This window comes from Sphingomonas ginsenosidimutans, assembly GCF_002374835.1.
Lineage (GTDB): Bacteria > Pseudomonadota > Alphaproteobacteria > Sphingomonadales > Sphingomonadaceae > Sphingomonas > Sphingomonas ginsenosidimutans.
In genome coordinates, this window is sequence record NZ_NWVD01000001.1 from 352,880 (window position 1) to 375,322 (window position 22,443).

The 22,443-nt window shown below is 69.2% G+C and carries 23 protein-coding genes and 1 riboswitch; of the genes, 10 read left to right on the forward strand and 13 right to left on the reverse strand.

The window, feature by feature from the left end; translation table 11 throughout:
* Nucleotides 1–8: 8 nt before the first annotated feature.
* Nucleotides 9–674: a hypothetical protein gene (locus COA17_RS01495; RefSeq protein ID WP_141396997.1), complete on the reverse strand. Its 666-nt coding sequence runs from the start codon at nt 672–674 to the stop codon at nt 9–11.
* 33 nt (nt 675–707) lie between these two features.
* Nucleotides 708–1,292, reverse strand: coding sequence for a thymidine kinase (locus COA17_RS01500; RefSeq protein WP_096610695.1), 585 nt, complete (start codon nt 1,290–1,292; stop codon nt 708–710).
* Here COA17_RS01500 and COA17_RS19230 point away from each other — a divergent pair.
* A complete protein-coding gene (locus COA17_RS19230; RefSeq protein WP_176484756.1) occupies nt 1,285–1,428 on the forward strand; it encodes a hypothetical protein in 144 nt (47 codons plus the stop codon). The genes COA17_RS01500 and COA17_RS19230 overlap by 8 nt on opposite strands.
* A gap of 214 nt (nt 1,429–1,642) precedes the next feature.
* Here COA17_RS19230 and rbfA read toward each other — a convergent pair whose 3' ends face one another.
* The 6 genes from rbfA to rimP form a co-directional block, all read right to left on the reverse strand.
* A complete protein-coding gene (gene rbfA, locus COA17_RS01505; protein ID WP_066490309.1) occupies nt 1,643–2,026 on the reverse strand; it encodes a 30S ribosome-binding factor RbfA in 384 nt (127 codons plus the stop codon).
* 154 nt (nt 2,027–2,180) lie between these two features.
* Entirely contained in the window at nt 2,181–4,967 is a 2,787-nt protein-coding gene (gene infB, locus COA17_RS01510; protein ID WP_096609745.1) for a translation initiation factor IF-2, read from the reverse strand.
* Complete coding sequence (locus COA17_RS01515) at nt 4,964–5,674, reverse strand: DUF448 domain-containing protein (protein WP_066489615.1); 711 nt, start codon at nt 5,672–5,674, stop codon at nt 4,964–4,966. The genes infB and COA17_RS01515 overlap by 4 nt, the downstream gene beginning before the upstream one ends.
* 123 nt (nt 5,675–5,797) lie before the next feature.
* Nucleotides 5,798–6,037, reverse strand: a complete 240-nt coding sequence (locus tag COA17_RS01520; RefSeq protein WP_066489617.1) for a tautomerase family protein — start codon at nt 6,035–6,037, stop codon at nt 5,798–5,800.
* Entirely contained in the window at nt 6,037–7,662 is a 1,626-nt protein-coding gene (gene nusA, locus COA17_RS01525) for a transcription termination factor NusA (protein ID WP_066489619.1), read from the reverse strand. Before nusA ends, COA17_RS01520 begins: the two co-directional genes overlap by 1 nt.
* Nucleotides 7,662–8,240, reverse strand: coding sequence for a ribosome maturation protein RimP (gene rimP, locus COA17_RS01530; RefSeq protein WP_245857341.1), 579 nt, complete (start codon nt 8,238–8,240; stop codon nt 7,662–7,664). The genes nusA and rimP overlap by 1 nt, the downstream gene beginning before the upstream one ends.
* 191 nt (nt 8,241–8,431) lie before the next feature.
* Between rimP and COA17_RS01535 the strand changes: the two genes are divergently transcribed.
* Entirely contained in the window at nt 8,432–9,586 is a 1,155-nt protein-coding gene (locus COA17_RS01535) for a PQQ-dependent sugar dehydrogenase (RefSeq protein WP_096609749.1), read from the forward strand.
* A gap of 122 nt (nt 9,587–9,708) precedes the next feature.
* Here COA17_RS01535 and COA17_RS01540 read toward each other — a convergent pair whose 3' ends face one another.
* The 3 genes from COA17_RS01540 to COA17_RS01550 form a co-directional block, all read right to left on the reverse strand.
* On the reverse strand, nt 9,709–10,053 hold the full coding sequence (locus tag COA17_RS01540; RefSeq protein WP_245857343.1) for an acyl-CoA thioesterase: 345 nt from the start codon (nt 10,051–10,053) through the stop codon (nt 9,709–9,711).
* A gap of 131 nt (nt 10,054–10,184) precedes the next feature.
* Nucleotides 10,185–10,967: an SDR family NAD(P)-dependent oxidoreductase gene (locus COA17_RS01545; RefSeq protein ID WP_066488131.1), complete on the reverse strand. Its 783-nt coding sequence runs from the start codon at nt 10,965–10,967 to the stop codon at nt 10,185–10,187.
* A 118-nt stretch (nt 10,968–11,085) separates the two neighbouring features.
* Nucleotides 11,086–12,285: an acetyl-CoA C-acetyltransferase gene (locus COA17_RS01550; RefSeq protein ID WP_096609751.1), complete on the reverse strand. Its 1,200-nt coding sequence runs from the start codon at nt 12,283–12,285 to the stop codon at nt 11,086–11,088.
* A gap of 114 nt (nt 12,286–12,399) precedes the next feature.
* Between COA17_RS01550 and COA17_RS01555 the strand changes: the two genes are divergently transcribed.
* The gene (locus COA17_RS01555; RefSeq protein ID WP_339346677.1) at nt 12,400–13,029 is read left to right on the forward strand and encodes a nitroreductase; all 630 of its coding nucleotides are present in this window, start codon (nt 12,400–12,402) and stop codon (nt 13,027–13,029) included.
* 75 nt (nt 13,030–13,104) lie between these two features.
* Complete coding sequence (locus COA17_RS01560) at nt 13,105–14,286, forward strand: MFS transporter (RefSeq protein ID WP_096609755.1); 1,182 nt, start codon at nt 13,105–13,107, stop codon at nt 14,284–14,286.
* Here COA17_RS01560 and COA17_RS01565 read toward each other — a convergent pair.
* Nucleotides 14,279–14,545, reverse strand: coding sequence for a hypothetical protein (locus tag COA17_RS01565; RefSeq protein WP_066488138.1), 267 nt, complete (start codon nt 14,543–14,545; stop codon nt 14,279–14,281). The genes COA17_RS01560 and COA17_RS01565 overlap by 8 nt on opposite strands.
* Nucleotides 14,546–14,664: 119 nt before the next feature.
* Nucleotides 14,665–14,767, forward strand: a riboswitch (glycine riboswitch).
* 178 nt (nt 14,768–14,945) lie between these two features.
* Here COA17_RS01565 and gcvT point away from each other — a divergent pair.
* The 5 genes from gcvT (at nt 14,946) to gcvPB (ending at nt 19,850) form a co-directional block, all read left to right on the forward strand.
* On the forward strand, nt 14,946–16,085 hold the full coding sequence (gene gcvT / locus COA17_RS01570; RefSeq protein WP_096610697.1) for a glycine cleavage system aminomethyltransferase GcvT: 1,140 nt from the start codon (nt 14,946–14,948) through the stop codon (nt 16,083–16,085).
* 1 nt (nt 16,086) lies between these two features.
* Nucleotides 16,087–16,458: a glycine cleavage system protein GcvH gene (gcvH, locus tag COA17_RS01575; RefSeq protein ID WP_066484465.1), complete on the forward strand. Its 372-nt coding sequence runs from the start codon at nt 16,087–16,089 to the stop codon at nt 16,456–16,458.
* 149 nt (nt 16,459–16,607) lie between these two features.
* Entirely contained in the window at nt 16,608–17,966 is a 1,359-nt protein-coding gene (gene gcvPA / locus COA17_RS01580; RefSeq protein ID WP_096609757.1) for an aminomethyl-transferring glycine dehydrogenase subunit GcvPA, read from the forward strand.
* A complete protein-coding gene (locus tag COA17_RS01585; RefSeq protein WP_096609759.1) occupies nt 17,963–18,157 on the forward strand; it encodes a hypothetical protein in 195 nt (64 codons plus the stop codon). The genes gcvPA and COA17_RS01585 overlap by 4 nt, the downstream gene beginning before the upstream one ends.
* A gap of 4 nt (nt 18,158–18,161) precedes the next feature.
* Nucleotides 18,162–19,850 (forward strand): aminomethyl-transferring glycine dehydrogenase subunit GcvPB, encoded by a 1,689-nt coding sequence (gcvPB, locus tag COA17_RS01590; protein ID WP_096609761.1) that lies wholly within the window; start codon nt 18,162–18,164, stop codon nt 19,848–19,850.
* Nucleotides 19,851–19,868: 18 nt separating this feature from the next.
* Here the strand turns inward: gcvPB and COA17_RS01595 are convergent, their stop codons facing one another.
* A complete protein-coding gene (locus COA17_RS01595) occupies nt 19,869–20,765 on the reverse strand; it encodes a DMT family transporter (RefSeq protein WP_096609763.1) in 897 nt (298 codons plus the stop codon).
* 86 nt (nt 20,766–20,851) lie between these two features.
* Between COA17_RS01595 and COA17_RS01600 the strand changes: the two genes are divergently transcribed.
* Entirely contained in the window at nt 20,852–22,381 is a 1,530-nt protein-coding gene (locus COA17_RS01600) for an aminoacyl--tRNA ligase-related protein (RefSeq protein ID WP_176484757.1), read from the forward strand.
* Nucleotides 22,382–22,443 lie beyond the last annotated feature (62 nt).

Consider the following 22,443-nt stretch of genomic DNA (forward strand, 5'->3'; position numbering starts at 1 on the left):
GCGCCGCGTCAGGAAACCCATGTGCGCCGGCGCGCTACCGTGCGCCAGCCGTCGGGGGTGCGGCGCAGCGCCCAGATCTCGCCCGCGCCGGACAGCGGGCCACCGCTGATCCCCACCTCCACGAAGGCGATGTCGCCACGGCGCGCGACCGCGGACAGCGTCAGCACGGGAAAGCCGCAGGTTGCCGCTGTGCCCAGCCGCTGTCCGAGCGCCAGCCATCCGGCGTCGACCTTCCCGAAGTCGCGGGGCTGGGCGGGGGACACGGTCGCCCCGCCTTCGGGCGTATCGCTGGCGTTGAGTTCGCCGACCGCCTCATATTCGACGGGGGTCGGATCGCCGCTTTCCGCCAGCATATAGGCGGCGTCGGTGACCGCGCGGCGCAACGCCGGGCCGACGGGCCGGTCCGCGACCCATTCCCACTCGGCGGTCATCGCGCGGATCGCCGTGCGGCGCTCGGCGGGGCCGGGGGCTTGGTGGTTGTGATCGTGCGCCGCCTCGACGATCATCCGGCGGATGCCCGCGAACGGCGCCTCGGTCAGTTCGGCGGGCACGCACATCCCGGCCCCACCGCGATCGACCGCGGCGAGCACGCCGCGCAGGACGGCCGCATCCTCGTCGGCGACGGGCACCGCCGCGCCGGCAAGCAGCGCCAGCGGCAAGATCGTCCAGCGCATCATCGGTCGCCGTGCTCCCCTCTTCCGATCCCGTCACGCGGTCGCCTGCAACGCTTCCATGAAATGGCGCCGGCACAGCGCGACATAGCGGTCGTTGCCGCCAATCTCGGTCTGGCGCCCCTCCGCCACCGCGCGGCCCTCGGCATCGACGCGCAGGTTCATCGTCGCCTTGCGCCCGCACGCGCACACCGACTTGATCTCGACCAGCGCGTCGGCCAGCGCCATCAGCCGCGCCGATCCTTCGAACAATGCCCCGCGAAAATCGGTGCGCAGGCCATAGGCCAGCACCGGGATGCCCGCCTCGTCGGCCAGTGCGGCGAGCTGCGCGACCTGCGCCGCCGACAGAAACTGCGCCTCGTCCACCAGCACGCACGCGAGCGGTGCCTCGGCATGGCGCGCCAGCGCCAGCGCGGCGAGGTCGGTCTCGGCATCGAACATCGTCGCCGGCGCAGTGAGCCCGATGCGCGAGGTGATCGTGCCCGGCGCGAACCGATCGTCCACCGCCGCGGTGAACAGCATCGTGCGCATCCCGCGCTCGCGATAGTTGAAATCGGCCTGCAACAGCGTGGTCGATTTGCCGGCGTTCATGCTGGCATAGTAGAAGTACAGCTTGGCCATGACCGTTTCAGACCGCAGGATCACCGCCATGTCCAGCCGCGCATCGACCGAGCTCTATCCGATCATGGTCGTCGAAGACCGGTATCAGGGCGTCTATTCGGGTGGCCGGTGGTGGGCCGTCGCCCGCGCCAGATGACGCGGGGTCGGTGCCGGGAGGACGAAGCGCGTGACGGATATGCCGACCGCGGAGAAACACGCCGCCCGCGCCTCGCACCGAGCGTCGCCCCGGCCGTGTCCGGGCGGTCTGTGAACGCTCTTTCCGTCATGCCGGACCTGTTCCGGCATCCACCGTTCCGCAAATTCAGCGCAGCATGTGCCGCGTCGCCGACGAACGGCGACACGACCTTACCTCATTCCCCGTCAAGGTCGCGCGCCACCTCCGGGCGGCGCAGCAACGCGTCGATGTGACTGCCCTCGTCGAAGCTTTCGTCGGCCAGGAACTTCAGCCGCGCGGCATATTTCATCTTCACCCGCGTCGCGACCTCGCGCTGGAGGTAGGCCGTGTTGGTGCGCAGCGCCTTCAGCACCGCCTCTTCGTCCTTGCCCAGCAGCGCTTTCACGAACACCGTGGCATGGCGCAGGTCGGGCGACATGCGCACCTCGGTCACGCTGACCATGTGGCTGGACAGCGTGTCGTCATGGACATCGCCGCGCTGCAGGATTTCGGACAGCACGTGGCGCACCTGTTCGCCGACGCGAAGGGTGCGGACGGACTTTTCGGGTTGGTTGGTCATGGCATCAAAACCCTCTCCCGGCGGGAGAGGGAGGGGCCCGCTCGGCAACGCCGAGTGGAAGGGTGAGGGGGACATTGCCACCGCTCACTCGCCCTCACCCTTCCGCCGGCGTTGCCGGCTCCCTCCCTCTCCCGCCGGGAGAGGGAAGACAGGTTTACAGCGTGCGCTCGCGCAGTTCGACCTCGAAGGTTTCGAGGAAGTCGCCGGCCTTGATGTCGGTGAAGTTCTGCGTGAACGTCACACCGCATTCCAGTCCGGCGCGAACTTCCGGCACGTCGTCCTTGAACCGGCGCAGCGACGCGATCTCGCCATTGTAGATGATGACGTCGTCGCGGGTGATGCGCGCCTTGAGCGACTTGCGGATCGCCCCCTCGACCACCAGCAGGCCGGCGGCGCGGCCGTGCTTGCCCGCGGAGAAGACCTCGCGGATCTCGGCGCGGCCCACGACGGTCTCGAACGCCTCCGGCCCCAGCTCGCCGGCCATGCCGGCGCGGATTTCGTCGATCAGGTCGTAGATAACGTCGTAATATTTCAACGCCACCTTCTGCCGCTCGGCGATCTCGCGCGCCTTGGCATTGGCGCGCACGTGGAAGCCGATGATCGGCGCCCCCGACGCACCCGCCAGCGTCACGTCGCTTTCGGTGATGCCGCCGACGCCCGCATGCAGCACGCGCGCGCGGATCAGATCGGTCGAGATCTTGTTGATCGACGCCACGATCGCCTCGACGGTGCCCTGCGTATCCGCCTTCACGACCAGCGGATATTCGATCGCCTGGTTCGCCTTCAGCGCGGAGAACATGCTCTCCAGGCTGGCCGGCGCCTGCGTCGTGCGCTTCTGCAGCAGCACGCTCTGGCGGTATTCGGCCACCTCGCGCGCACGCGCCTCGCTCTCGACCACCTGCAGGCTGTCGCCCGCCGACGGGGTGCCCGACATGCCCAGCACCTCGACCGGCATCGACGGCCCGGCGGTCTTCATCTGGCGACCCTTGTCGTCGACCAGCGCGCGCACCTTGCCGCTTTCCGCGCCGATGACGAAGACGTCGCCGACCTTCAGCGTGCCGCGCGTGACCAGCACGGTGGCGACCGGGCCGCGGCCCTTGTCCAGCTTGGCCTCGACCACGCTGCCCTCGGCGGGGCGGTCGGGATTGGCGGTCAGTTCCATCAGCTCGGCCTGCAGCTGGATCTTCTCGATCAGCGTGTCCAGCCCGGTCTTCTTGAGCGCGGACACCTCGACGTCCTGCGTCTCGCCGCCCATCGCCTCGACCTGCACGTCATGCTCCAGCAGGCGCTCGCGGATACGCTGCGGGTTGGCGTCGTGCTTGTCGACCTTGTTGATCGCCACGATCATCGGCTTGCCGGCCGCCTTGGTGTGGTTGATCGCCTCGATCGTCTGCGGCATCAGCCCGTCGTCGGCCGCGACCACCAGCACCACGATGTCGGTGACATCCGCGCCGCGCGCACGCATCGCGGTGAACGCCTCATGGCCCGGCGTGTCGAGGAAGGTGACCTTCGACTTGTCCTTCAGCGTGACCTGATAGGCGCCGATATGCTGCGTGATGCCGCCGGCCTCGCCGCGCACCACGTCGGTGCCGCGCAGCGCGTCGAGCAGGCTGGTCTTGCCATGGTCGACATGGCCCATGATCGTGACGACCGGCGGGCGCGGCTGGAGCGTGTCCGGCGCATCCTCGGTCGTGTCCATCGCCAGGTCGACGTCCGAATCGGACACGCGCACGATGTTGTGGCCGAATTCGGTCACCAGCAGCTCGGCGGTATCCTGGTCGATCGTCTGCGTCATCGTGACGGGCATGCCCATCTTGAACAGCGTCTTGACCAGATCGGCACCGCGTTCCGCCATGCGGTTCGCCAGTTCCTGGACGGTGATCGCCTCGGGCACCTGCACGTCGCGGACCTGCTTGGCCTGCGGCTCGCGCGGGCCGCCGAAGCCACGCTTCTCCTTCTCGCGCGCACGCTTCAGCGCGGCGAGGCTGCGGGCGCGGGCGCCGTCCTCGTTCAGCGCGCGGTTGACGGTCAGCTTGCCGCCGCGGCGCTCGTCGCCCTTGCGGTCGCGCTGCGTCGGCCGGCTCGGCGGCGCGTTGCGGGGCGTCGCCTGCCCGCTGGGCAGGTTGCGCTGAGCGGAGCTGGACGATCCCGACGCGCCGCCGGCGGGCTGCGCACTGGCGGCGGGTGCCGGCTCCGGCTTCGGCTCGGGCTTGGGCTGCGGCTTGGGGATTTCCGGGCGCGCAACCGGCGAAAAGCGGCGCGGCGCGGGCATGCCGGGATCGCGGCCCAGTTCCAGCACCGGCGGGGGTGCGGGGGTCGGGGCGGGCGCGGGTGCCGGACGCGGAGCCGGAGCCGCGGCGACCGGGGCCGGCGTGCTGTCCTCGACGGGGGCGGGAGCGGGGGCGGGAGCGGAAGCCGGGGCCGGAGCGGCGGGCGACTCCGCCTGCGGCTGGGCTACCGGCGCCGGAGCCGGCTCGGGCGACGGTGCGGCAGCCGCCTGGGCTTCCGCCTCGGCACGTGCGCGCTCCTGCGCCTTTTCCTCGGCGCGACGGCGTTCGTCCTCGGCCGCGCGCTGACGCTCGGCCTCCTCGCGACGGCGAGCCTCTTCCAGCGCCTGCATGCGCTGGTCCTCGGCCTCGCGCAGCAGGCGTGCCTGGCGCTCCTGCGCGGTTTCGTTCGACGGGGCCGGGCGGCGCGGCGCAGCGGCGGCTGCCGCGGTGGGCTGCGGCGGCGGGGGCGGCGGCGGCGCAGCGGGGGCCGGCGTCGCCTCGGGCGCGCCGCCCTGCGGACCGAGCACGCGGCGACGCTTCACCTCGACCACCACCGTATTGCTACGGCCGTGGCTGAAGCTCTGCTTCACCTTGCCGGTCTCGACCGTGCGCTTCAGCCCCAGGGGCGCGCGCATTCCGAGTTTCGGCTTGTCGTTGTCGGTATCGCTCACTCACATTCCTCGTCTGTCGTCACGGCCGTTTGCGCCCGGACGGAACCGGGCGCCGATGCGCCTTGCGCGGCCGTAGCGCAAGGTGCGTGGATAGGATCAGGGCCGATAAATTGCAGCCAGCGGCCGAGCGCTTCGCCCAGCCGGCCGGCCGCCGCGCGGTCGATGACGCCGATGTGTACCACATTTTCGCGGCCCAGCGCCAACGACAATATGGGGCGGTCGACCGGCAACGCCAAGCCCTTCAGCGAACTTCCTTCTTCGTCGCGGCCCACGCGCCACGCCTGCGCCAGCCGGCGCACACCGTCGTCGCTGGCGTCGGCGGCATGATAGAGCGCGTGCAGCTTGCCCGCGCGCGCCGCCTTCTCGATCCGTTCCGACCCGGTCAGCAGCGTGCCGGAACGCGATTCGAGCCCCAGCCGGTCGAGCGCGTTGCGTTCCAGCGCGGCGGCGACCAGCGCGGGCAGATCGTCGGGAACGGTCAGCGCCGCGCCCTTGAACGCGCGCGCAAGCGCGCCGCGCAGCTTGCCCTTGGCGATCGCCGTCTCCAGCTCCGCGCGATCCACACCGATCCACGCACCGCGACCAGGCGCCTTGGCGCGCACGTCAGGCAGCACCCGCCCGTCCGGCGCCAGCGCCAGCCGGATCAGCTGCGCCGGCGACGCGCGCTCGCGGTTGAGGATGCAGGAGCGTTCGGGCGCGGCGGTCATGCGGCGCCTCCGTCCGTCATGCCGGGCGTGACCGGGGATCCATGACGCCGCGAGCGCAGCGTTCGCGGATCGATGGCCCCCGGCGCAAGGCCGGGGTGACGAAAATGGTGGAGCGTTAGCGGCTCATTGCGAGGGTTCCGCATGCGCGTCCTCCCTCGGTTGCGCGCGCGGCGGCTGGTCGCGGTGCGCGATCAGGATGCCGCCGGCGCCGTAATTCTCGGGGGAGACTTCCTCGATCACGACCTGGACCGCGGCGGGGGATTTGCCCAGCCGCGTGACCAGCGAGGACGTGACATCGGCCACGATCCCCGCCTTCTGCTCGACACTCGCGGTGCCGGCCAGTCGGATCGATACGAACGGCATCAGGCGTCCTGCTGCTCCTCATCGGCCGTTTCGCCCGCCGGTTCCTCCCCCGGCTCGTCGTCGAACCAGTGCGCGCGCGCGGCCATGATGATCTCGTTGCCCTGCTCCTCGGTCAGGCCGTACTCGCCCAGCACGCCGCCCTTGTGCTCGGGACGCTTCGGGGCGTCCTCGTTGCGACGGCGCGGTTCGACGCGCTTCTTCTCGATCAGCTCGTCGGTCGCCAGGTCGGCCAGATCGTCGAGCGTCTTGATCCCGGCCTTGCCCAGCGTGACCAGCATCGCCTCGGTCAGATATGGCAGCTCGGCCAGCGCATCCTCGACGCCCAGCGCCTGCCGCTCCTCGCGGTTGGCCTGTTCGCGGCGATCGAGCGCTTCCTGCGCACGGCTCTGCAGCTCCTGCGCCAGATCCTCGTCGAAGCCCTCGATGCCCGCCAGTTCGTCCAGCTCGACATAGGCGACCTCTTCCAGCGCGCCGAAGCCCTCGGCGACCAGCAGCTGCGCCAGCGTCTCGTCGACGTCCAGCTCGTTCTGGAACGTCTCGGAATTCTTGACGAACTCCTGCTGGCGCTTCTCGCTGGCGTCGGTTTCGGTCAGGATGTCGATCGCCTTGGCGGTCAGCTGGCTGGCGAGGCGCACATTCTGACCACGGCGCCCGATCGCCAGCGACAGCTGGTCGTCGGGGACGACCACCTCGATCCGGTCCTCTTCCTCGTCAATCACCACGCGCGCGACGTTGGCGGGCTGCAGCGCGTTGACGACGAAGGTCGCGGTGTCGGGCGACCACGGGATGATGTCGATCTTCTCGCCCTGCATTTCCTGCACGACGGCTTGGACGCGGCTGCCCTTCATGCCGACGCACGCGCCGACCGGGTCGATCGACGAATCGTGGCTGATGACGCCGATCTTGGCGCGGCTGCCCGGATCGCGGGCGGCGGCCTTGATCTCGATGATGCCGTCGTAGATCTCGGGCACTTCCTGCGCGAACAGCTTCTTCATGAAGTCGGGATGCGCGCGCGACAGGAAGATCTGCGGCCCGCGGTTCTCGCGCACCACCTTCAGGATCAGGCTGCGGATGCGGTCGTTGACGCGCACCACCTCGCGCGGGATCTGCGCGTCGCGGCGGATCACGCCCTCGGCACGGCCCAGGTCGACGACGATGTGGCCGAACTCGACGCGCTTGACGACGCCGGTGATGATCTCGCCCGCGCGGTCCTTGAATTCCTCATACTGGCGCTCGCGCTCGGCGTCGCGGACCTTCTGGAAGATGGTCTGCTTGGCGGCCTGCGCCTGGATGCGGCCGAATTCTATCGGCGGCAGCGGATCGACCAGATAGTCGCCCACCGCGGCGCCGGCCTGCAGCTTCTGCGCGCCCTTGACGTCGACCTGCTTGTAGATGTCGTCGACTTCCTCGACCACCTCGACGACGCGCCACAGCCGCAGGTCGCCGTTGTTCGGGTCCAGCTTGGCGCGGATGTCCATTTCCTGGCCGTAGCGCGTGCGCGCGGCGCGCTGGATCGCGTCCTCCATCGCCTCGATGACGATCGCCTTGTCGATCATCTTCTCCGACGCGACCGAATTGGCGATCGCGATCAGCTCCGCACGGTTGGCGGTGACGCCGGTGGCCATCAGTGGGTTTCCTCTGCTTCGTCCGTCGTGGCGGACGTGTCCAAAATCTCTTCGTCGGCGCCGTCCATCGACAGCGGCACCGTGGCAGCGATCAGCCGGTCGGTCAGCACCAGTTTGGCATCGGCGATCAGCGCGAACGGCGCGTGCGCGACCTCGCCGGTGCGCGGGTGGCGGATCGCGATCAGGCCGTCGGCGTCGATCCCCTCCAACTCGCCCTTGAACTGCTTCTGCCCGTCGACCGCCTCGGTCAAGACGATCCGCGCCTCATGCCCGGTCCAGTCGGCGAAGTCCTGGCGGCGCGTCAGCGGGCGGTCGATCCCCGGCGACGACACTTCCAGCCGGTACGCACCCTCGATCGGGTCGCGGCCCTCGGCCTCCATCGCGTCGAGCAGGTCGGACAGCCGCCGCGACAGATTGGCGCAATCGTCGATCGTCAGCTGGCGCGTGTCGGGCCGTTCGGCCATCACCTGCAGTGTGCGTTCGTCGTCCTTCCCGAACAATCGGACGCGCACCAGCGCGAAGCCGAGCGCCTGCGCCTCCGGCTCGATCAGACGGGTGAGGGTGTCGATATCGTTCAAGCGGACCTTCCGGACATGCGTTTTTCGCCGCCGCGGAGCGAACCCCGCAGCCCCTTGCACCTCGCGATGTAAGAGAAAGCACGGGCGATATAGCCGTGTTGCGCCGCCGCCGCAAGCCTTCTGGCGGAACCAAGCCGCCGCTGTCATCTTTGAGCCATATCGTATCGCCGCGTCGAGGGAGTGTGCCGCCGATGATCCGCCCGCTGATGTTCACCGCCCTGCTCGCCGCCTCGACCGCCTGCACCGGGGAGGAGGCGAACGGCCCGGCCCCGGCGCCCACCGCCACGCCGTCGCCCGCCGCCAGCGCCACGCCCGCCGGCGGGTTCGCGACGACCGCGGTCGCGCAGTTCGATTCGCCCTGGGCGATCGCCTTCCTTCCCGATGCGCGCATCCTGGTGACGCAGAAGGACGGGCAGATGTTGCTGGTGTCCGCCGACGGCCGCCAGCGCCGCACGATCGCGACGCTGCCGGTCAGCTCGGCGGGGCAGGGGGCGTTGATGGACGTCGTCCCCGCGCCCGATTTCGCGCGGTCGCGGCGGGTCTATTTCAGCTATTCGGCGGCCGGCGACGGTGGCAAGGGCGTGGTGCTGGCACGCGGCGTGCTGGACGACGCGCCCGGTGCGGAGCGGCTGCGCTCGATCGAGGCGCTGTACCGCGCCACGCCGCTGGTCGACGGCGACGGGCATTTTTCCGGCCGGATCGCCTTTTCGCCGGACGGGCAATATCTGTTCTTCACTGCCGGCGACCGGCAGAAATTCACCCCCGCGCAGGACAAGGACGCATCGCTGGGCAAGGTGCTGCGCCTGACGCCCGACGGGAAGCCCGCCGCGGGCAACCCGCTGGCGGCGCAGGGTTTCCTGCCGGAGGTGTGGAGCTACGGGCACCGCAACCTGCTGGGCATCGCGTTCGATGCGCAGGGCAATCTGTGGGAACAGGAAATGGGGCCGCAGGGCGGGGACGAGCTGAACCTGATCCTGCCGGGGCGCAATTACGGCTGGCCCAACGTGTCGAACGGATCGCATTACGACGGGCGCGACATCCCCGATCACGCGCCCGGCGATGGCTATGAAGCGCCGAAGGTGTGGTGGAATCCGGTGATCTCGCCCGGCGGGCTGATGATCTATTCGGGCAAGCTGTTCCCGCAATGGGCGGGCGACGCCTTCATCGGCGGCCTGTCGTCGCAATCGCTGGTCCGCGTCGACCTGAACGGCACGCAGGCGACCAAGGGCGATCAATGGCCGATGGGCGCGCGCATCCGCGACGTGGCGGAAGGTCCGGACGGCGCGATCTGGGTGATCGAGGATGGCGCCAAGGGGCGGTTGCTGAAACTGACGCCGCGGGCGTGATCCAACTCATCGTCATCCGGCGGAGGCCGGGATTTCGCTGTGAGGTTCGGAACGCCCGCCGCGAAAGGCCCCAGCCTTCGCTGGGGCGACGTGGGGGAAGGCGGGGTGTGTGAAGACCGACGTTACCCCGCCCGCACCATCACCTCGTCCAACCGCGCGCGGAAATCCGCCGGTATGCCTCCCTGGGCCGGATGCGTCATCACCAGCGTCGTGTCGCAGGTCGCGATCGCGCGACCGTGCTGGTGCATCACCGCCGCCACGTCCCATGAGCGGTTGCCGATCCGCGTGACGCCGGTCGCGATCTCGACGTCATCGGGATAGCTGCCCTCGGCCAAGTAATTGACCTCGTTGCGTGCGACGACGGCGCGCAGCCCGTCCGCCCGGTCCATACGCCCCAGCGCGCGATTGAAACGGACGCGCGCATCCTCGAACAGCGCGGCGAAGGCGACGTTGTTGATATGCCCCATCGCGTCCAGGTCCTGGAACCGCGTTGGGATGACGATGCGGACGGATAGCTGGCGAGCAGCAGCCGCTCGGGCGATGGCCTTGCCATATGTAAGGTGGCCGGGCGCCGCGACGCGCCGCCCGGCTCCGCCGATCAGCGCGGCGCCATGCGGATCGCGCCGTCGAGGCGAACGTCCTCGCCGTTGAAATAGCCGTTCTCGATCATCGTCAGCGCCAGGCCGGCATATTCCTCCGGATTGCCCAGCCGCTTCGGGAAGGGCACCTGCGCACCCAGCGCATCCTTCACGTTCTGCGGCGCGGCGGCCAGCAGCGGCGTGTTGAAGATGCCCGGCAGGATCGTGTTGACGCGGATGTTCTCGCTCATCAGGTCGCGCGCGATCGGCAGGGTCATGCCGACGACGCCGCCCTTCGACGCCGAATAGGCTGCCTGGCCGATCTGACCGTCCTCCGCCGCCACCGACGCGGTGTTGACGATCGCGCCGCGGTCGCCGTCTTCCAGCGGCGGCAGCGTCATCATCCCCGCCGCCGACTTGGCGATGCAGCGGAACGTGCCGACAAGGTTGATCTGGATGATCATGTTGAATGCATCGAGCGGGAAATGCTTGATGCTGCCGTCTTCCTTGCTGCGGCTGGCGGTCTTGATCGCGTTGCCGGTGCCGGCGCAGTTCACCAGGATGCGCTCCTGCCCGATCGCGGCGCGCGCCTTTTCGAAGCCGGCGTCGACCGACGCCTCGTCGGTGACGTTCACCTTGCAGAATACGCCGCCCAGCTCGGCGGCCAGCGCCTCGCCCTTTTCCTCGTTCAGGTCGAACAGCGCGACCTTCACGCCCTTCGCCGCCAGCACGCGCGCGGTCGCCGCGCCCAGGCCGGACGCGCCGCCGGTGATGACGGCCGAAATGCTGTTGTCGAGTTTCATCAATCCTGCTCCTCTGAAAATGTCGTCATCCCGGCGCAGGCCGGGATCTCACGCCACCGGCGCGCGCCCGCAGCAGGAGACCCCAGCCTGCGCAGGATGACGAAGAACCTATCTTGCCTTACGCCGCCTTGGCGCCGTCGCCCTGCCAGTCGCAATTCTCGATGATCGTGACGTTGGCGACGCCGCCGCCCTCGCACATCGTCTGCAGGCCGTAGCGCCCGCCGCGGCGGCGCAGTTCGTGGACCAGCGTGGCCATCAGCTTCGTCCCCGACGCGCCCAGCGGGTGGCCCAGCGCGATCGCGCCGCCGTTGACGTTCAGCTTCTCCGCCTTCGCGCCGGTATGGTGCAGCCATGCCATCGGCACCGACGCGAACGCCTCGTTCACCTCGTACAGGTCGATATCGTCGATCGACAGGCCGGCACGCTTCAGCGCCTTGTCGGTCGCGAACAGCGGCTCCTCCAGCATCACCACCGGGTCGCCCGCGGTGACCGTCAGGTTGACGATCTTGGCCAGCGGCTTGAGGTCGTACTTCTTCAGCGCTTCCTCGCTGACGATCAGCACCGCCGATGCGCCGTCGCAGATCTGGCTCGACGATGCGGCGGTCAGCACGCCGTCCTCGGTCAGCTTCTTGACGCCCGCCATGCCCTCTGCCGATGCGTCGTAGCGGATGCCCTCGTCGGCGACATGCTGTTCGGCGCCCTCGGCGGTCTCGATGTCGATCGGCACGATCTCATCGCGGAACTTGCCGCCCTGCGTCGCGGCCACCGCCTTGCGGTGCGAGTTGAGCGAGAAATCGTCCAGCGCCTCGCGCGTGAAGCCGTATTTCTTCGCGATCATCTCCGCGCCGGCGAACTGGTTGAAGACGATGCCGGGATATTTCTCCTCCAGCCCGGGCGACTTGTTCTTGCCCAGTCCCGCATCGTGGAACAGCTTGAACGTCGATCCCATCGGTACGCGCGTCATGCTTTCGACACCGGCGGCGATCACCACGTCCTGCGTCCCGCTCATCACCGCCTGCGCGGCGAACTGCACCGCCTGCTGCGACGAACCGCACTGGCGGTCGATCGTGACGGCGGGAACGCTCTGCGGCAGCTTGGACGCCAGCACCGCGTTGCGCCCGACCTGCCCGGCCTGTTCGCCGCCCTGGCTGACGCAGCCCATCACGACATCCTCGACCGCCTCGGCGGGAATGCCGGACCGGTCGATGACCGCGTCCAGCACCCGCGCCGCCAGATCGACCGGGTGGACCCCCGCCAGCTTTCCGCCGCGACGCCCGCCGGCCGTGCGTACTGCTTCGACGATATAGGCATCGGCCATCTTCCGACTCTCCGTAACAACTGTTATCCCGCGTCTGATCGCGCAGATTGACGCGAACGGCAAGAGGCGGAGAGTCGAATGGATGTAGCGGACGCAATTCGGGCGCGGCGGTCCGTGCGCGGTTATCTCGATCGGGCGGTCGATCCGGCGGTGCTCAAGCGGCTGGCGCTGCTGTCGTCGCGCGCGGCGACCGGCGGCAACATCCAGCCGTGGCACATCGATATCGTCCACGGCGAATCGATGGCGCGGCTGAAGGGGATCATGGCCGGGAAGATCGAGCGGCGCGAAACCGAGACGCCGGGCTATGACATCTATCCCAAGGAGATGGACGACCGCTATCGCCAGCGCACTTTCGCGATCGGGGAGGAGATGTACGGCCGACTGGGCATCCCGCGCGAGGATCGCAAGGCGCGCGCGCTGTGGTTCGCGCGCAACTTCCAGTTCTTCGGCGCGCCGGCGGCCTATTTCGTGACGGTCGACCGCCGCATGGGACCGCCGCAATGGGCGGACCTGGGCATGTACCTGCAGAACCTGATGCTGCTGGCGGTCGAGGAAGGGCTGGCGACCTGCCCACAGGAATGCTGGGCGGTCTATCCGCAGACGGTGGAGGCGTTCCTGGAGGTGCCAGCCGAGCGGATGCTCTTCTGCGGCGTCGCGATCGGTTACGAGGACACCGACGATCCCGCCAATCTGACCCGGTCGGCGCGCGCGCCGGAGGAGGAATGGCTGCGCATCCTGGCGTAACCCGGGTGGTGCGGGGTTGACGCTGCACCGCACAATGGCCAGCTAAAGCGCGATAACCACCATCGGGAACGCGCCATGGCCACCGCCATCGCCGACCGGCCCAGCGCGCCGGTCGGCCTCATCCATCTGTCGCTGGCGGTCGGCGGCTTCGCGATCGGGACGACCGAGTTCGCGACGATGAGCCTGTTGCCCGACATGGCGCGCGACCTTGGCGTCGATGCGCCCACCGCGGGGCACGTCATCAGCGCCTATGCGCTGGGGGTCGTCGTCGGGGCGCCGCTGCTGGCGGTGATCGGCGCGAAGATGGCGCGGCGGACGCTGCTGATCGCGCTGATGGCGATGTTCGCGCTCGGCAATGCGCTGTCGGCGGTCGCGCCCGACTATGGCACGATGATGGCGTTCCGCTTCCTCAGCGGGCTGCCGCACGGCGCCTATTTCGGGATCGCGACGCTGGTCGCGGCCTCGCTGGTGGAACAACGGCGGCGGACGCAGGCGGCGGCGCGCGTGCTGCTGGGGCTGACGGTGGCGACGATCGTCGGCGTGCCGCTGGCCAATGCGCTGGGACAGGTGGTCGGCTGGCGATCGTGCTTCGTGATCGTCGCGGTGCTGGCGGGGCTGACCGCCGCGCTGGTGGCGCTGTTCGCGCCGCGTGACCGCGCCGACGCGGATGCCAGCCCGTTGCGCGAACTGGCGGCGCTGCGCACGCCGCAGGTGTGGCTGACGCTGGGCGTCGGCGCGATCGGCTTCGGCGGGCTGTTCGCGGTTTATACCTATCTGGCCGATACGATGGCGGCGGTGACGAAGGTGTCGACCGCGGTCGTGCCGGTCGCGCTGGCGGTGTTCGGCGTGGGGATGACCGCGGGCAACCTGATCGTCCCGCGCTTCGCCGACCGTGCGCTGCTGCCGACCGCCGCGGGGGTATTGGTGTGGAGCGCGGCGTCGCTGATGCTGTGGCCGTTCGCGGCCGGGCATCTGTGGTCGGTGATCGTCGCGGTGTTGCTGATTGGGGTCGGCGGATCGCTGGGCAGCGTGTTGCAGACGCGGCTGATGGACGTCGCCGGCGATGCGCAGGGGCTGGCGGCGGCGCTCAACCATTCGGCGTTCAACGTCGCCAATGCGCTCGGCCCGTGGCTGGGCGGGATGGCGATCGCCGCCGGCTATGGCTGGACGTCGACCGGCTGGGTCGGCGCGGCGCTGGCGCTGGGCGGCCTGGCGATGCTGGCGGTATCCTGGGCGGTCGAGCGGCGCGCTACATGACGATGCCGGCGGGCCGCGCCTCCTTGATCGCGGCCAGCACCATCCGCTCCCATATCGCCACGTCGCCCGCCGCGGCCATCGCCTCGCTGGGCGCGCGCAGCGTGTGGAGCACCGCGACCGCATCGTCGCGATAGTCCTTCCAGGCGGCATCGACCGCCCCGGCGGCGGATTCGGTCTGCCCCTCCGCGTTGGCGCTCAGCCGCTGGCCGGCGAGCACGCGCGCGATGCGTTCGACGGCGCTGGTATGGGCGATATCCATGGCCTTCCTCTCCTACGAACCCTGTCGTCTGCAACAACCGGCGGCGCGCGCATCGGCTCCCGATTGACTCACCCGGCGGGTCGCGTAGAGGCGGTGGCGTCGATGCCGGGCGACCGGCATGGGCACGCGCGGGAGAGTGCGACGGGCCTTCCAGGCCGGGCGTCGCCGCCGAAGGAGCAACCACCCCGGAATCTCTCAGGCACCATGGACCGCGCGGGCCATCGACACTCTGGAAAGCGGCGGGCGCTCCACGCGCCGGCCCACCGAAGGGGTAATCCGCCGCCGCCGCACCGGCGCCGCGGAGAAAGCTCTCAGGTTCCGTGACAGAGGGGGCATCGGGATCGATGGCGCGGGGCAGCGGTTCCGTGGCGGCGTTCCACCCTCGTGACGGACATGGATGATGAGCGACACGCTTCCCGACGACGAACTCGAACCGATCGAGATCCTGACGCTGCCGCTCGACGCCTGGCACCGCGCCAAGGGCGGGCGGATGGTCGAATTCGCCGGCTATCACATGCCCGTCCAGTACGACGGCATCATGGCCGAGCATCTGTGGACGCGCGAGCATGCCGGGCTGTTCGACGTCAGCCACATGGGCCAGCTGACCTTCACGGGCGAGGGCGTGGTCCCCGCGCTGGAGGCGCTGATGCCCGCCGACATCGCCGGGCTGACGCTGAACCGCGCGCGCTATTCGCTGCTGCTGGACGACGCGGGCGGGATCCTCGACGACCTGATGCTGACGCGCCAGGCGGACGAACAGGTCTATATGGTCGTCAACGGCGCGACCAAATACGACGATATCGGCCACATGATCGAGCGGCTGCCCGAAGAGGTGACGCTGAACCTGATGGAGGATCACGCGCTGCTGGCGGTGCAGGGGCCGAAGGCGGTCGACGCGCTGGCGCGGCTGATCCCCGGTGTCGAGAACATGGTGTTCATGCAGGCGGGCGCGTTCGACTGGAACGGCCACCCGCTGTGGATCAGCCGCTCGGGCTATACCGGCGAGGACGGGTTCGAGATGTCGGTTTCCGGCGACGCGGCGGAGGCGCTGGCCGATGCGCTGGTCGCGCAGCCGGAGGTGAAGCCGATCGGGCTGGGCGCACGCGATTCGCTGCGACTGGAGGCGGGGCTGCCGCTCTACGGCCATGACCTTGATCCCACGACCACTCCGGTGATGGCCGACCTGGGTTTCGCGCTGTTCAAGCGTCGCCGCGAAACCGCCGACTTCCCCGGCGCCGCGCGCATCCTGGCCGAGCGCGAGGCGGGTGCCGAAACCAAGCGCGTCGGCTTGCTGGTCGACGGTCGCCAGCCGGTGCGCGAGGGCGCGACGGTGGTCGATGCCGCCGGCACCGCGATCGGCCGCGTCACCTCCGGCGGGTTCGCGCCCAGCGTCGGCGCGCCGATCGCCATGGCCTATGTCCCCGCCGCGCTGGCCGCGCCGGGCACGGTCGTCCAGCTTTCGCAGCGCGGGAAGGTCCACCAGGCGACCGTCACCGCGATGCCGTTCGTTCCCCACCGCTACTTCCGAGGAGTGAAGTAAGATGAGCCGTTATTTCACCGAGGATCATGAGTGGATCGACGTCGATGGCGACATCGGCACGGTCGGCATTTCCGATTATGCGCAAGGCCAGCTGGGCGACATCGTGTTCGTCGAGGTGCCCGACGACGGCCGCCAGATCGCCAAGGGCGACGAGGCCGCGGTCGTGGAAAGCGTGAAGGCCGCCTCCGACGTCTATGCGCCGGTGTCGGGCATCGTGCTGGAAGGCAATCCGGCACTGGTCGACGACCCCTCGCTGGTCAATTCCGACCCGGAAGGGGAGGGCTGGTTCTTCAAGATCACGCTGTCCGACACGGCCGAACTGGACGAGCTGATGGACGAAACCGCCTACGCCGCCTTCGTCGCCAAGCTCTGACGACAAGAAGCCCCCTCCCGGCGGGGAGGGGGTTGGGGGCGGGGGCGCGTGCTCGCAAGACAGTCGCCGTCTCGCCAGCCGCCTCCCGTATCCCCGGACGCAACCCTTCCCCCGACCCCTCCCCGCCGGGGAGGGGGGAGAATGACACGATGCGCTACCTGCCCCTGACCCCCGCCGACCGGACCGAGATGCTGTCGGTCATCGGCGCGTCCTCGATCGATGATCTGTTCGCCGACGTGCCCGAAGCGGCGCGGCTCGACGGGCCGATCCGCGACCTGCCCGGCCATGCCAGCGAACTGGCGGTCGAACGCCACATGACCGCGCTGGCGCGCAAGAACATGGTGGCGGGCGACGTGCCGTTCTTCCTGGGGGCGGGCGCCTATCGCCACCATGTGCCCGCCAGCGTCGATCACCTGATCCAGCGTGGCGAGTTCCTGACCGCCTACACGCCCTATCAGCCGGAAATCGCGCAGGGCACGTTGCAGATGCTGTTCGAATTCCAGACGCAGGTCGCATCGCTGCTGGGAACCGACGTCGCCAACGCCAGCATGTACGACGGGTCGACCGCCTGCTGGGAAGCGATCGGCATGGCGCGGCGCATCACCCGGCGGGGCAAGGCGATCCTGTCGGGCGGGCTGCACCCGCATTACGTCTCGGTCGCGAAGACGATGGCGAAATATACCGGCGACGCGCTCGACACCTCGCTGCCGGTGCTGGGTGCCGACACCGATATCGACGCGCTGATCGCGAAGATCGACGACGAGACGTCGTGCGTGGTCGTGCAATACCCCGATATCCTCGGCCGCATCGCGGACCTGACCCCGCTGGCCGATGCCTGCCATGCGAAGAAGGCGCTGCTGATCGCGGTGGTGACCGAGCCGGTGGCGCTGGGCGCGATCCGCTCGCCGGGCGAGATGGACGCCGATATCGTCGTGGGCGAGGGGCAGTCGCTGGGCGTCGGCCTCCAGTTCGGCGGGCCGTATGTCGGGCTGTTCGGGTGCAAGGAAAAGTATCTGCGCCAGACGCCGGGGCGCTTCTGCGGCCAGACCGTCGACGCCGATGGCAAGCGCGGGTTCGTACTGACGCTGTCGACGCGCGAACAGCATATCCGGCGCGAGAAGGCGACCAGCAACATCTGCACCAATTCGGGCCTGTGTGCGCTGGCCTTCTCGATCCACATGACCTTGCTGGGCGAGGCGGGGTTGCGGCAACTGGCGGCGATCAACCACGCCAACGCCTGCCGCGCGGCCGACCGGCTGGCGCAGGTGCCGGGCGTGCGCGTGGTCAACGACACCTTCTTCAACGAATTCACGCTGGATATCGGGCGCGAGGCGCGGCCGGTGGTGCGTGCGTTGGCCGATCGCGGCGTGCTGGCGGGCGTGTCGCTGGGGCGGCTCTATCCGGGTGAGGAGGCCTTGGCGAACGGGCTGGTCGTCGCGGTGACCGAAACCGTGATCGACGACGATATCGCGGCGCTGGCCACTGCGCTGGAAGAGGCGCTGGCGTGACGATGCGCGGCCTGCCTTTCTCCTTCCATCATGGCGAATCACTGGCAATGTTGGAATTCCCATGCTTTCCCAAGTGGATGGAGCCGGGTCTCAACATTGGCGAAAAGGCCGCGATCGTCTCAACTTTCGCAACATTCGTCTTCAGCAACCGCCGCGCCGGCCCCGCCGCCGCGACGTCGAAAGGTCTGTGATCCGATGGCACTGAACCAGAGCGGCTGGCGCCCGAGCACCCCGCAGCAGGGCGATGGCGCCCCCGCGACCTTCACCGGCAACCGCGCGCTGATGCTGGAAGAGCCGCTGATCTTCGAGATCGGCTCTTCGGAAACCACGGGCGTCGATTTCGCCTCCGCTCCCTCTCCCCATTGGGGAGAGGGCCGGGGTGAGGGGCAGGGGTCTCACCGAGAGGCCGGTCTCGACGAGACACCGGCCCCTCACCCAACCCTCTCCCCGGCGGGGAGAGGGCTAGGAGGTCTGGAGCGCACCGCGCCGATCGGGCTGGCGGGGCTGTCCGAACAGGAAACGGTCCGCCACTACACCCGCCTCAGCCGGCAGAATTACGCCATCGACCTGGGGCTGTTCCCGCTGGGGTCGTGCACGATGAAGCACAATCCGCGCCTGAACGAAAAGGTCGCGCGGCTGCCCGGTTTCGCCGACGTCCACCCGCTCCAGCCGGTCGACACGGTGCAGGGCGCCTTGGGCGTCATCAACGAACTGGCGATGTGGCTCATCACGCTGACCGGCATGTATGGCGTCGCGATGAGCCCGAAGGCGGGCGCGCACGGCGAATTGTGCGGCATCCTGTGCATCAAGGCGGCGCTGGAGAAGCGCGGTGAGGGGCATCGCAAGGTCGTGCTGGTGCCCGAAAGCGCGCACGGCACCAACCCGGCCACCGCCGCCTTCGCGGGCTTCACGGTGGAGGATATTCCCGCCACCGCCGACGGGCGCGTGGACACCGCGGCGCTCAAGGCGCGGCTCGGGCCGGACGTTGCGGCGGTGATGATCACCAACCCCAATACCTGCGGGCTGTTCGAGCGCGATCTGAAAGAGATCAGCGACGCGGTCCATGCCGCTGGCGGCTATGTCTATTGCGACGGGGCGAACTTCAACGCGATCGTCGGGCGCGTGCGGCCCGGCGACCTTGGCGTCGATGCGATGCACATCAACCTGCACAAGACCTTCTCCACCCCACATGGCGGCGGCGGGCCGGGGTCGGGGCCGGTGGTGCTGTCGAAGGCGTTGGCGCCGTTCGGCCCGCTGCCGTTCACCGCGCGGACGGCGGATGGTTACGTCCACCTCATCGAGGAGGAGCGTGCCGAGGAATTCTCGAACGAGCATTTCGACGGCAAGCTCGACAGCTTCGGGCGGATGACCGCCTTCCACGGCCAGATGGGGATGTTCACCCGCGCGCTCGCGTACATCCTCAGCCACGGCGCCGACGGGCTGCGGCAGGTGGCCGAGGATGCGGTGCTTAACGCCAATTACGTGTTGCGCTCGCTGGAGGACACGCTCGACGCGCCGTTCGCTGCCAGCGGGCCGTGCATGCACGAGGCGATCTTCAGCGATCGCGGGCTGGCCGATGGGTTCTCGACCATCGACGTGGCCAAGGGGCTGATCGACGAGGGCTTCCACCCGATGACCATGTACTTCCCGCTGGTGGTGCACGGCGCGATGCTGGTCGAGCCGACCGAGACGGAGAGCAAGGCCGCGCTCGACCAGTTCATCGGCGCGCTGCGCTCGGTGGCGCAGCGGGCGAAGGCGGGCGACATGGCGCTGAAGACCGCGCCGCACTTCGCGCCCCGCGCCCGGCTGGACGAGACGCTGGCCGCACGCAAGCCGGTGCTGCGCTGGAAGCCCCCGGTCGCGGCGGCGGAGGCGGCGGAGTAAAGGGCGCGCGCTCCGCGCTCAATCGTCGGGCGCGACGGTCGTCGTCTGTTGCCGGCCCAGCCGGTGTTCGCGCCAGACGATGAACAGCCCGCTGGCGATGATGATCGGCGCCCCCACCCAGGTCATCGGCGCGGGCAGTGCGCCGAACAGCAGCCAGCCGTAGATGGTTGCCCACAGCAGGCCGGAATAGTCCATCGGCACCACCGCGCTGACCGGCGCCAGCCGCGACGCGGCGGTGATCGACAATTGCCCCAGCGCGCCGACCACCCCGGTCGCCGCCAGGATCGCCCAGGTGCCGGCGTCATGCGCCTGGAGGTGGAAGGCATAGGGGATGGCGATCGGCGGCAGCGTCAGCGTGGTGAACCAGAAGACGGTCGTACCGGTCGGTTCGTCACGCAGCTGGCGCAGCAGCACCGCGACCAGTGCGACGAACAGCGCGGCCAGCAATCCCACCGCCGCGCCCATCGGGGATAAATGCGCGCTGCCCGGCTGCGCCACCACCAGCACGCCCACGAACCCCACCAGCACCGCCGCCCACCGCTGGATGCCGGTTCGCTCCTTCAACAATGTCGCGCCCAGGATCGTGGCGAAGATCGGCACGGTGAACTGGAACGTCGTCGCCTCCGCGAGCGGCAACAGGATCACCGCGCCGAAGGTGAAGACCATGCCGACCAGCCCGACCATCGCCCGTGCCAGATGGCCGCGGAAGCGCGCCGTGCGCAGCGATGCCAGCCCCGGCCCGCGCACCACGAACGCCAGCACCACCGGCAGCGCGCACGCCTGTCGCCAGAACATCCCCTCGAACAGCGTCGCGCCGCGATGCTCGCCCCACTTTATCAGGGCGGACATCGTGGCGAGAAAGAAGATGGCCAGCAATCGCAGCGCGATGCCCGCCAGTATGCGATCGCTGGACATGACGCCCGCCTAGCCGCGCGGGCGGGGCGGCGGAACCCCGCACCGCTCCAGTTGCCAAAATCGCCGGTTCGTTTAGGTCGCGGATCATGAAACACGCCCTTTCCGTCACCCGCGAGGCGGACTTCGCCGCCTGGTATCAGGCCGTCATCACCGAGGCCGACCTGGCGGAGGAAAGCGGCGTGCGCGGGTGCATGGTCATCCGGCCGTGGGGCTATGGCATCTGGGAACGGATCCAGCGGCTGCTCGACGATCGCATCAAGGCGACCGGCCACGAGAATTGCTATTTCCCGCTGTTCATCCCGCTGTCGTATTTCGAGGAAGAGGCCAGCCACGTCGACGGTTTCGCCAAGGAGATGGCGGTCGTCACGCATCACCGGCTGGTCGCCGACGGCAAGGGCCGGCTGGTCCCCGATCCCGCAGCGAAGCTGGAGGAGCCGCTAGTCGTCCGTCCGACCAGCGAGACGGTGATCGGCCACGCCTTTGCACGCTGGGTCCAGTCGTGGCGCGACCTGCCGGTGCTCATCAACCAATGGGCCAATGTCGTGCGCTGGGAAATGCGCACGCGCATGTTCCTGCGCACCGCCGAATTCCTGTGGCAGGAGGGGCATACCGCCCACGCTACCGCCGAGGAGGCGCAGGCCGAGACGCTCAAGATGCTGGAGGTGTATCGCGAGTTCGCCGAGACGTGCATCGCACTGCCGGTGATCGCGGGCGAAAAGCCGGAGAATGAACGCTTCCCCGGCGCGGTCGCGACCTACAGCATCGAGGCGATGATGCAGGACGGCAAGGCGCTCCAGGCGGGCACCAGCCACTTCCTGGGCACCAATTTCGCCAAGGCGCAGAACATCCGCTTCCAGAACGCCGAGGGGCAGCTGGAACTGGCCAATACCACCAGCTGGGGCGTGTCGACGCGGATGATCGGCGGCCTCATCATGGTGCATGGCGACGACGACGGGTTGCGCGTGCCGCCGCGCGTCGCGCCGTGGCAGGTGGTGATCGTGCCGATGCTGCGCGACACGCCCGAGGATGAGGCGCTGATCGCCTATTGCAAGGAGTTGCAGGCGGCGCTGGCGCGCGAAATCGCGCTCGGCGAACCGGTGCGCGCGCTGCTCGACCTGAAGGCGGTGAAGTCCACCAACAAGCGCTGGGGCTGGGTGAAGAAGGGTGCGCCGATCGTGATCGAGGTCGGCGGCCGCGATATGGCGGCGGGCAACGTCTCGGTCATCCGTCGTGACCGGCTGTACCGCGCGGACGGCAAGCTCGACAGCGCCGCGACCGAGCGTGGTGCGTTCGTCGCCGGTGCGGGGGCGCTGCTGGAAGAAATCCAGCAGGCACTCTTCGCCGAGGCACGCGACCGGCTGCACGCGAACGTCATGCCCGCCGCCGATTGGGCGGCGGTGGAAGCGCATTTTGCGGACGGGGCGAAGAACCCCGGCTGGCGCGAGGTGCAATGGTCGCGTCCGACCGGCGCCGCGCTGGATGCGGTGGTCGAGAAGCTGAAGGCGTTGAAGCTGACGCTGCGCAATGCGCCGATGGATCAGCCCGCGGTCGACGGTGCGTGCGTCTTCACCGGTGCGCCGGCGGTCGAACGGGTGCTGATCGGCCGCGCCTACTGATCGGCCGCGGCGCGCTGTCGCGCGTCGTTCCAGCAATCGATAGCCCGCCAGCGATACGCCCG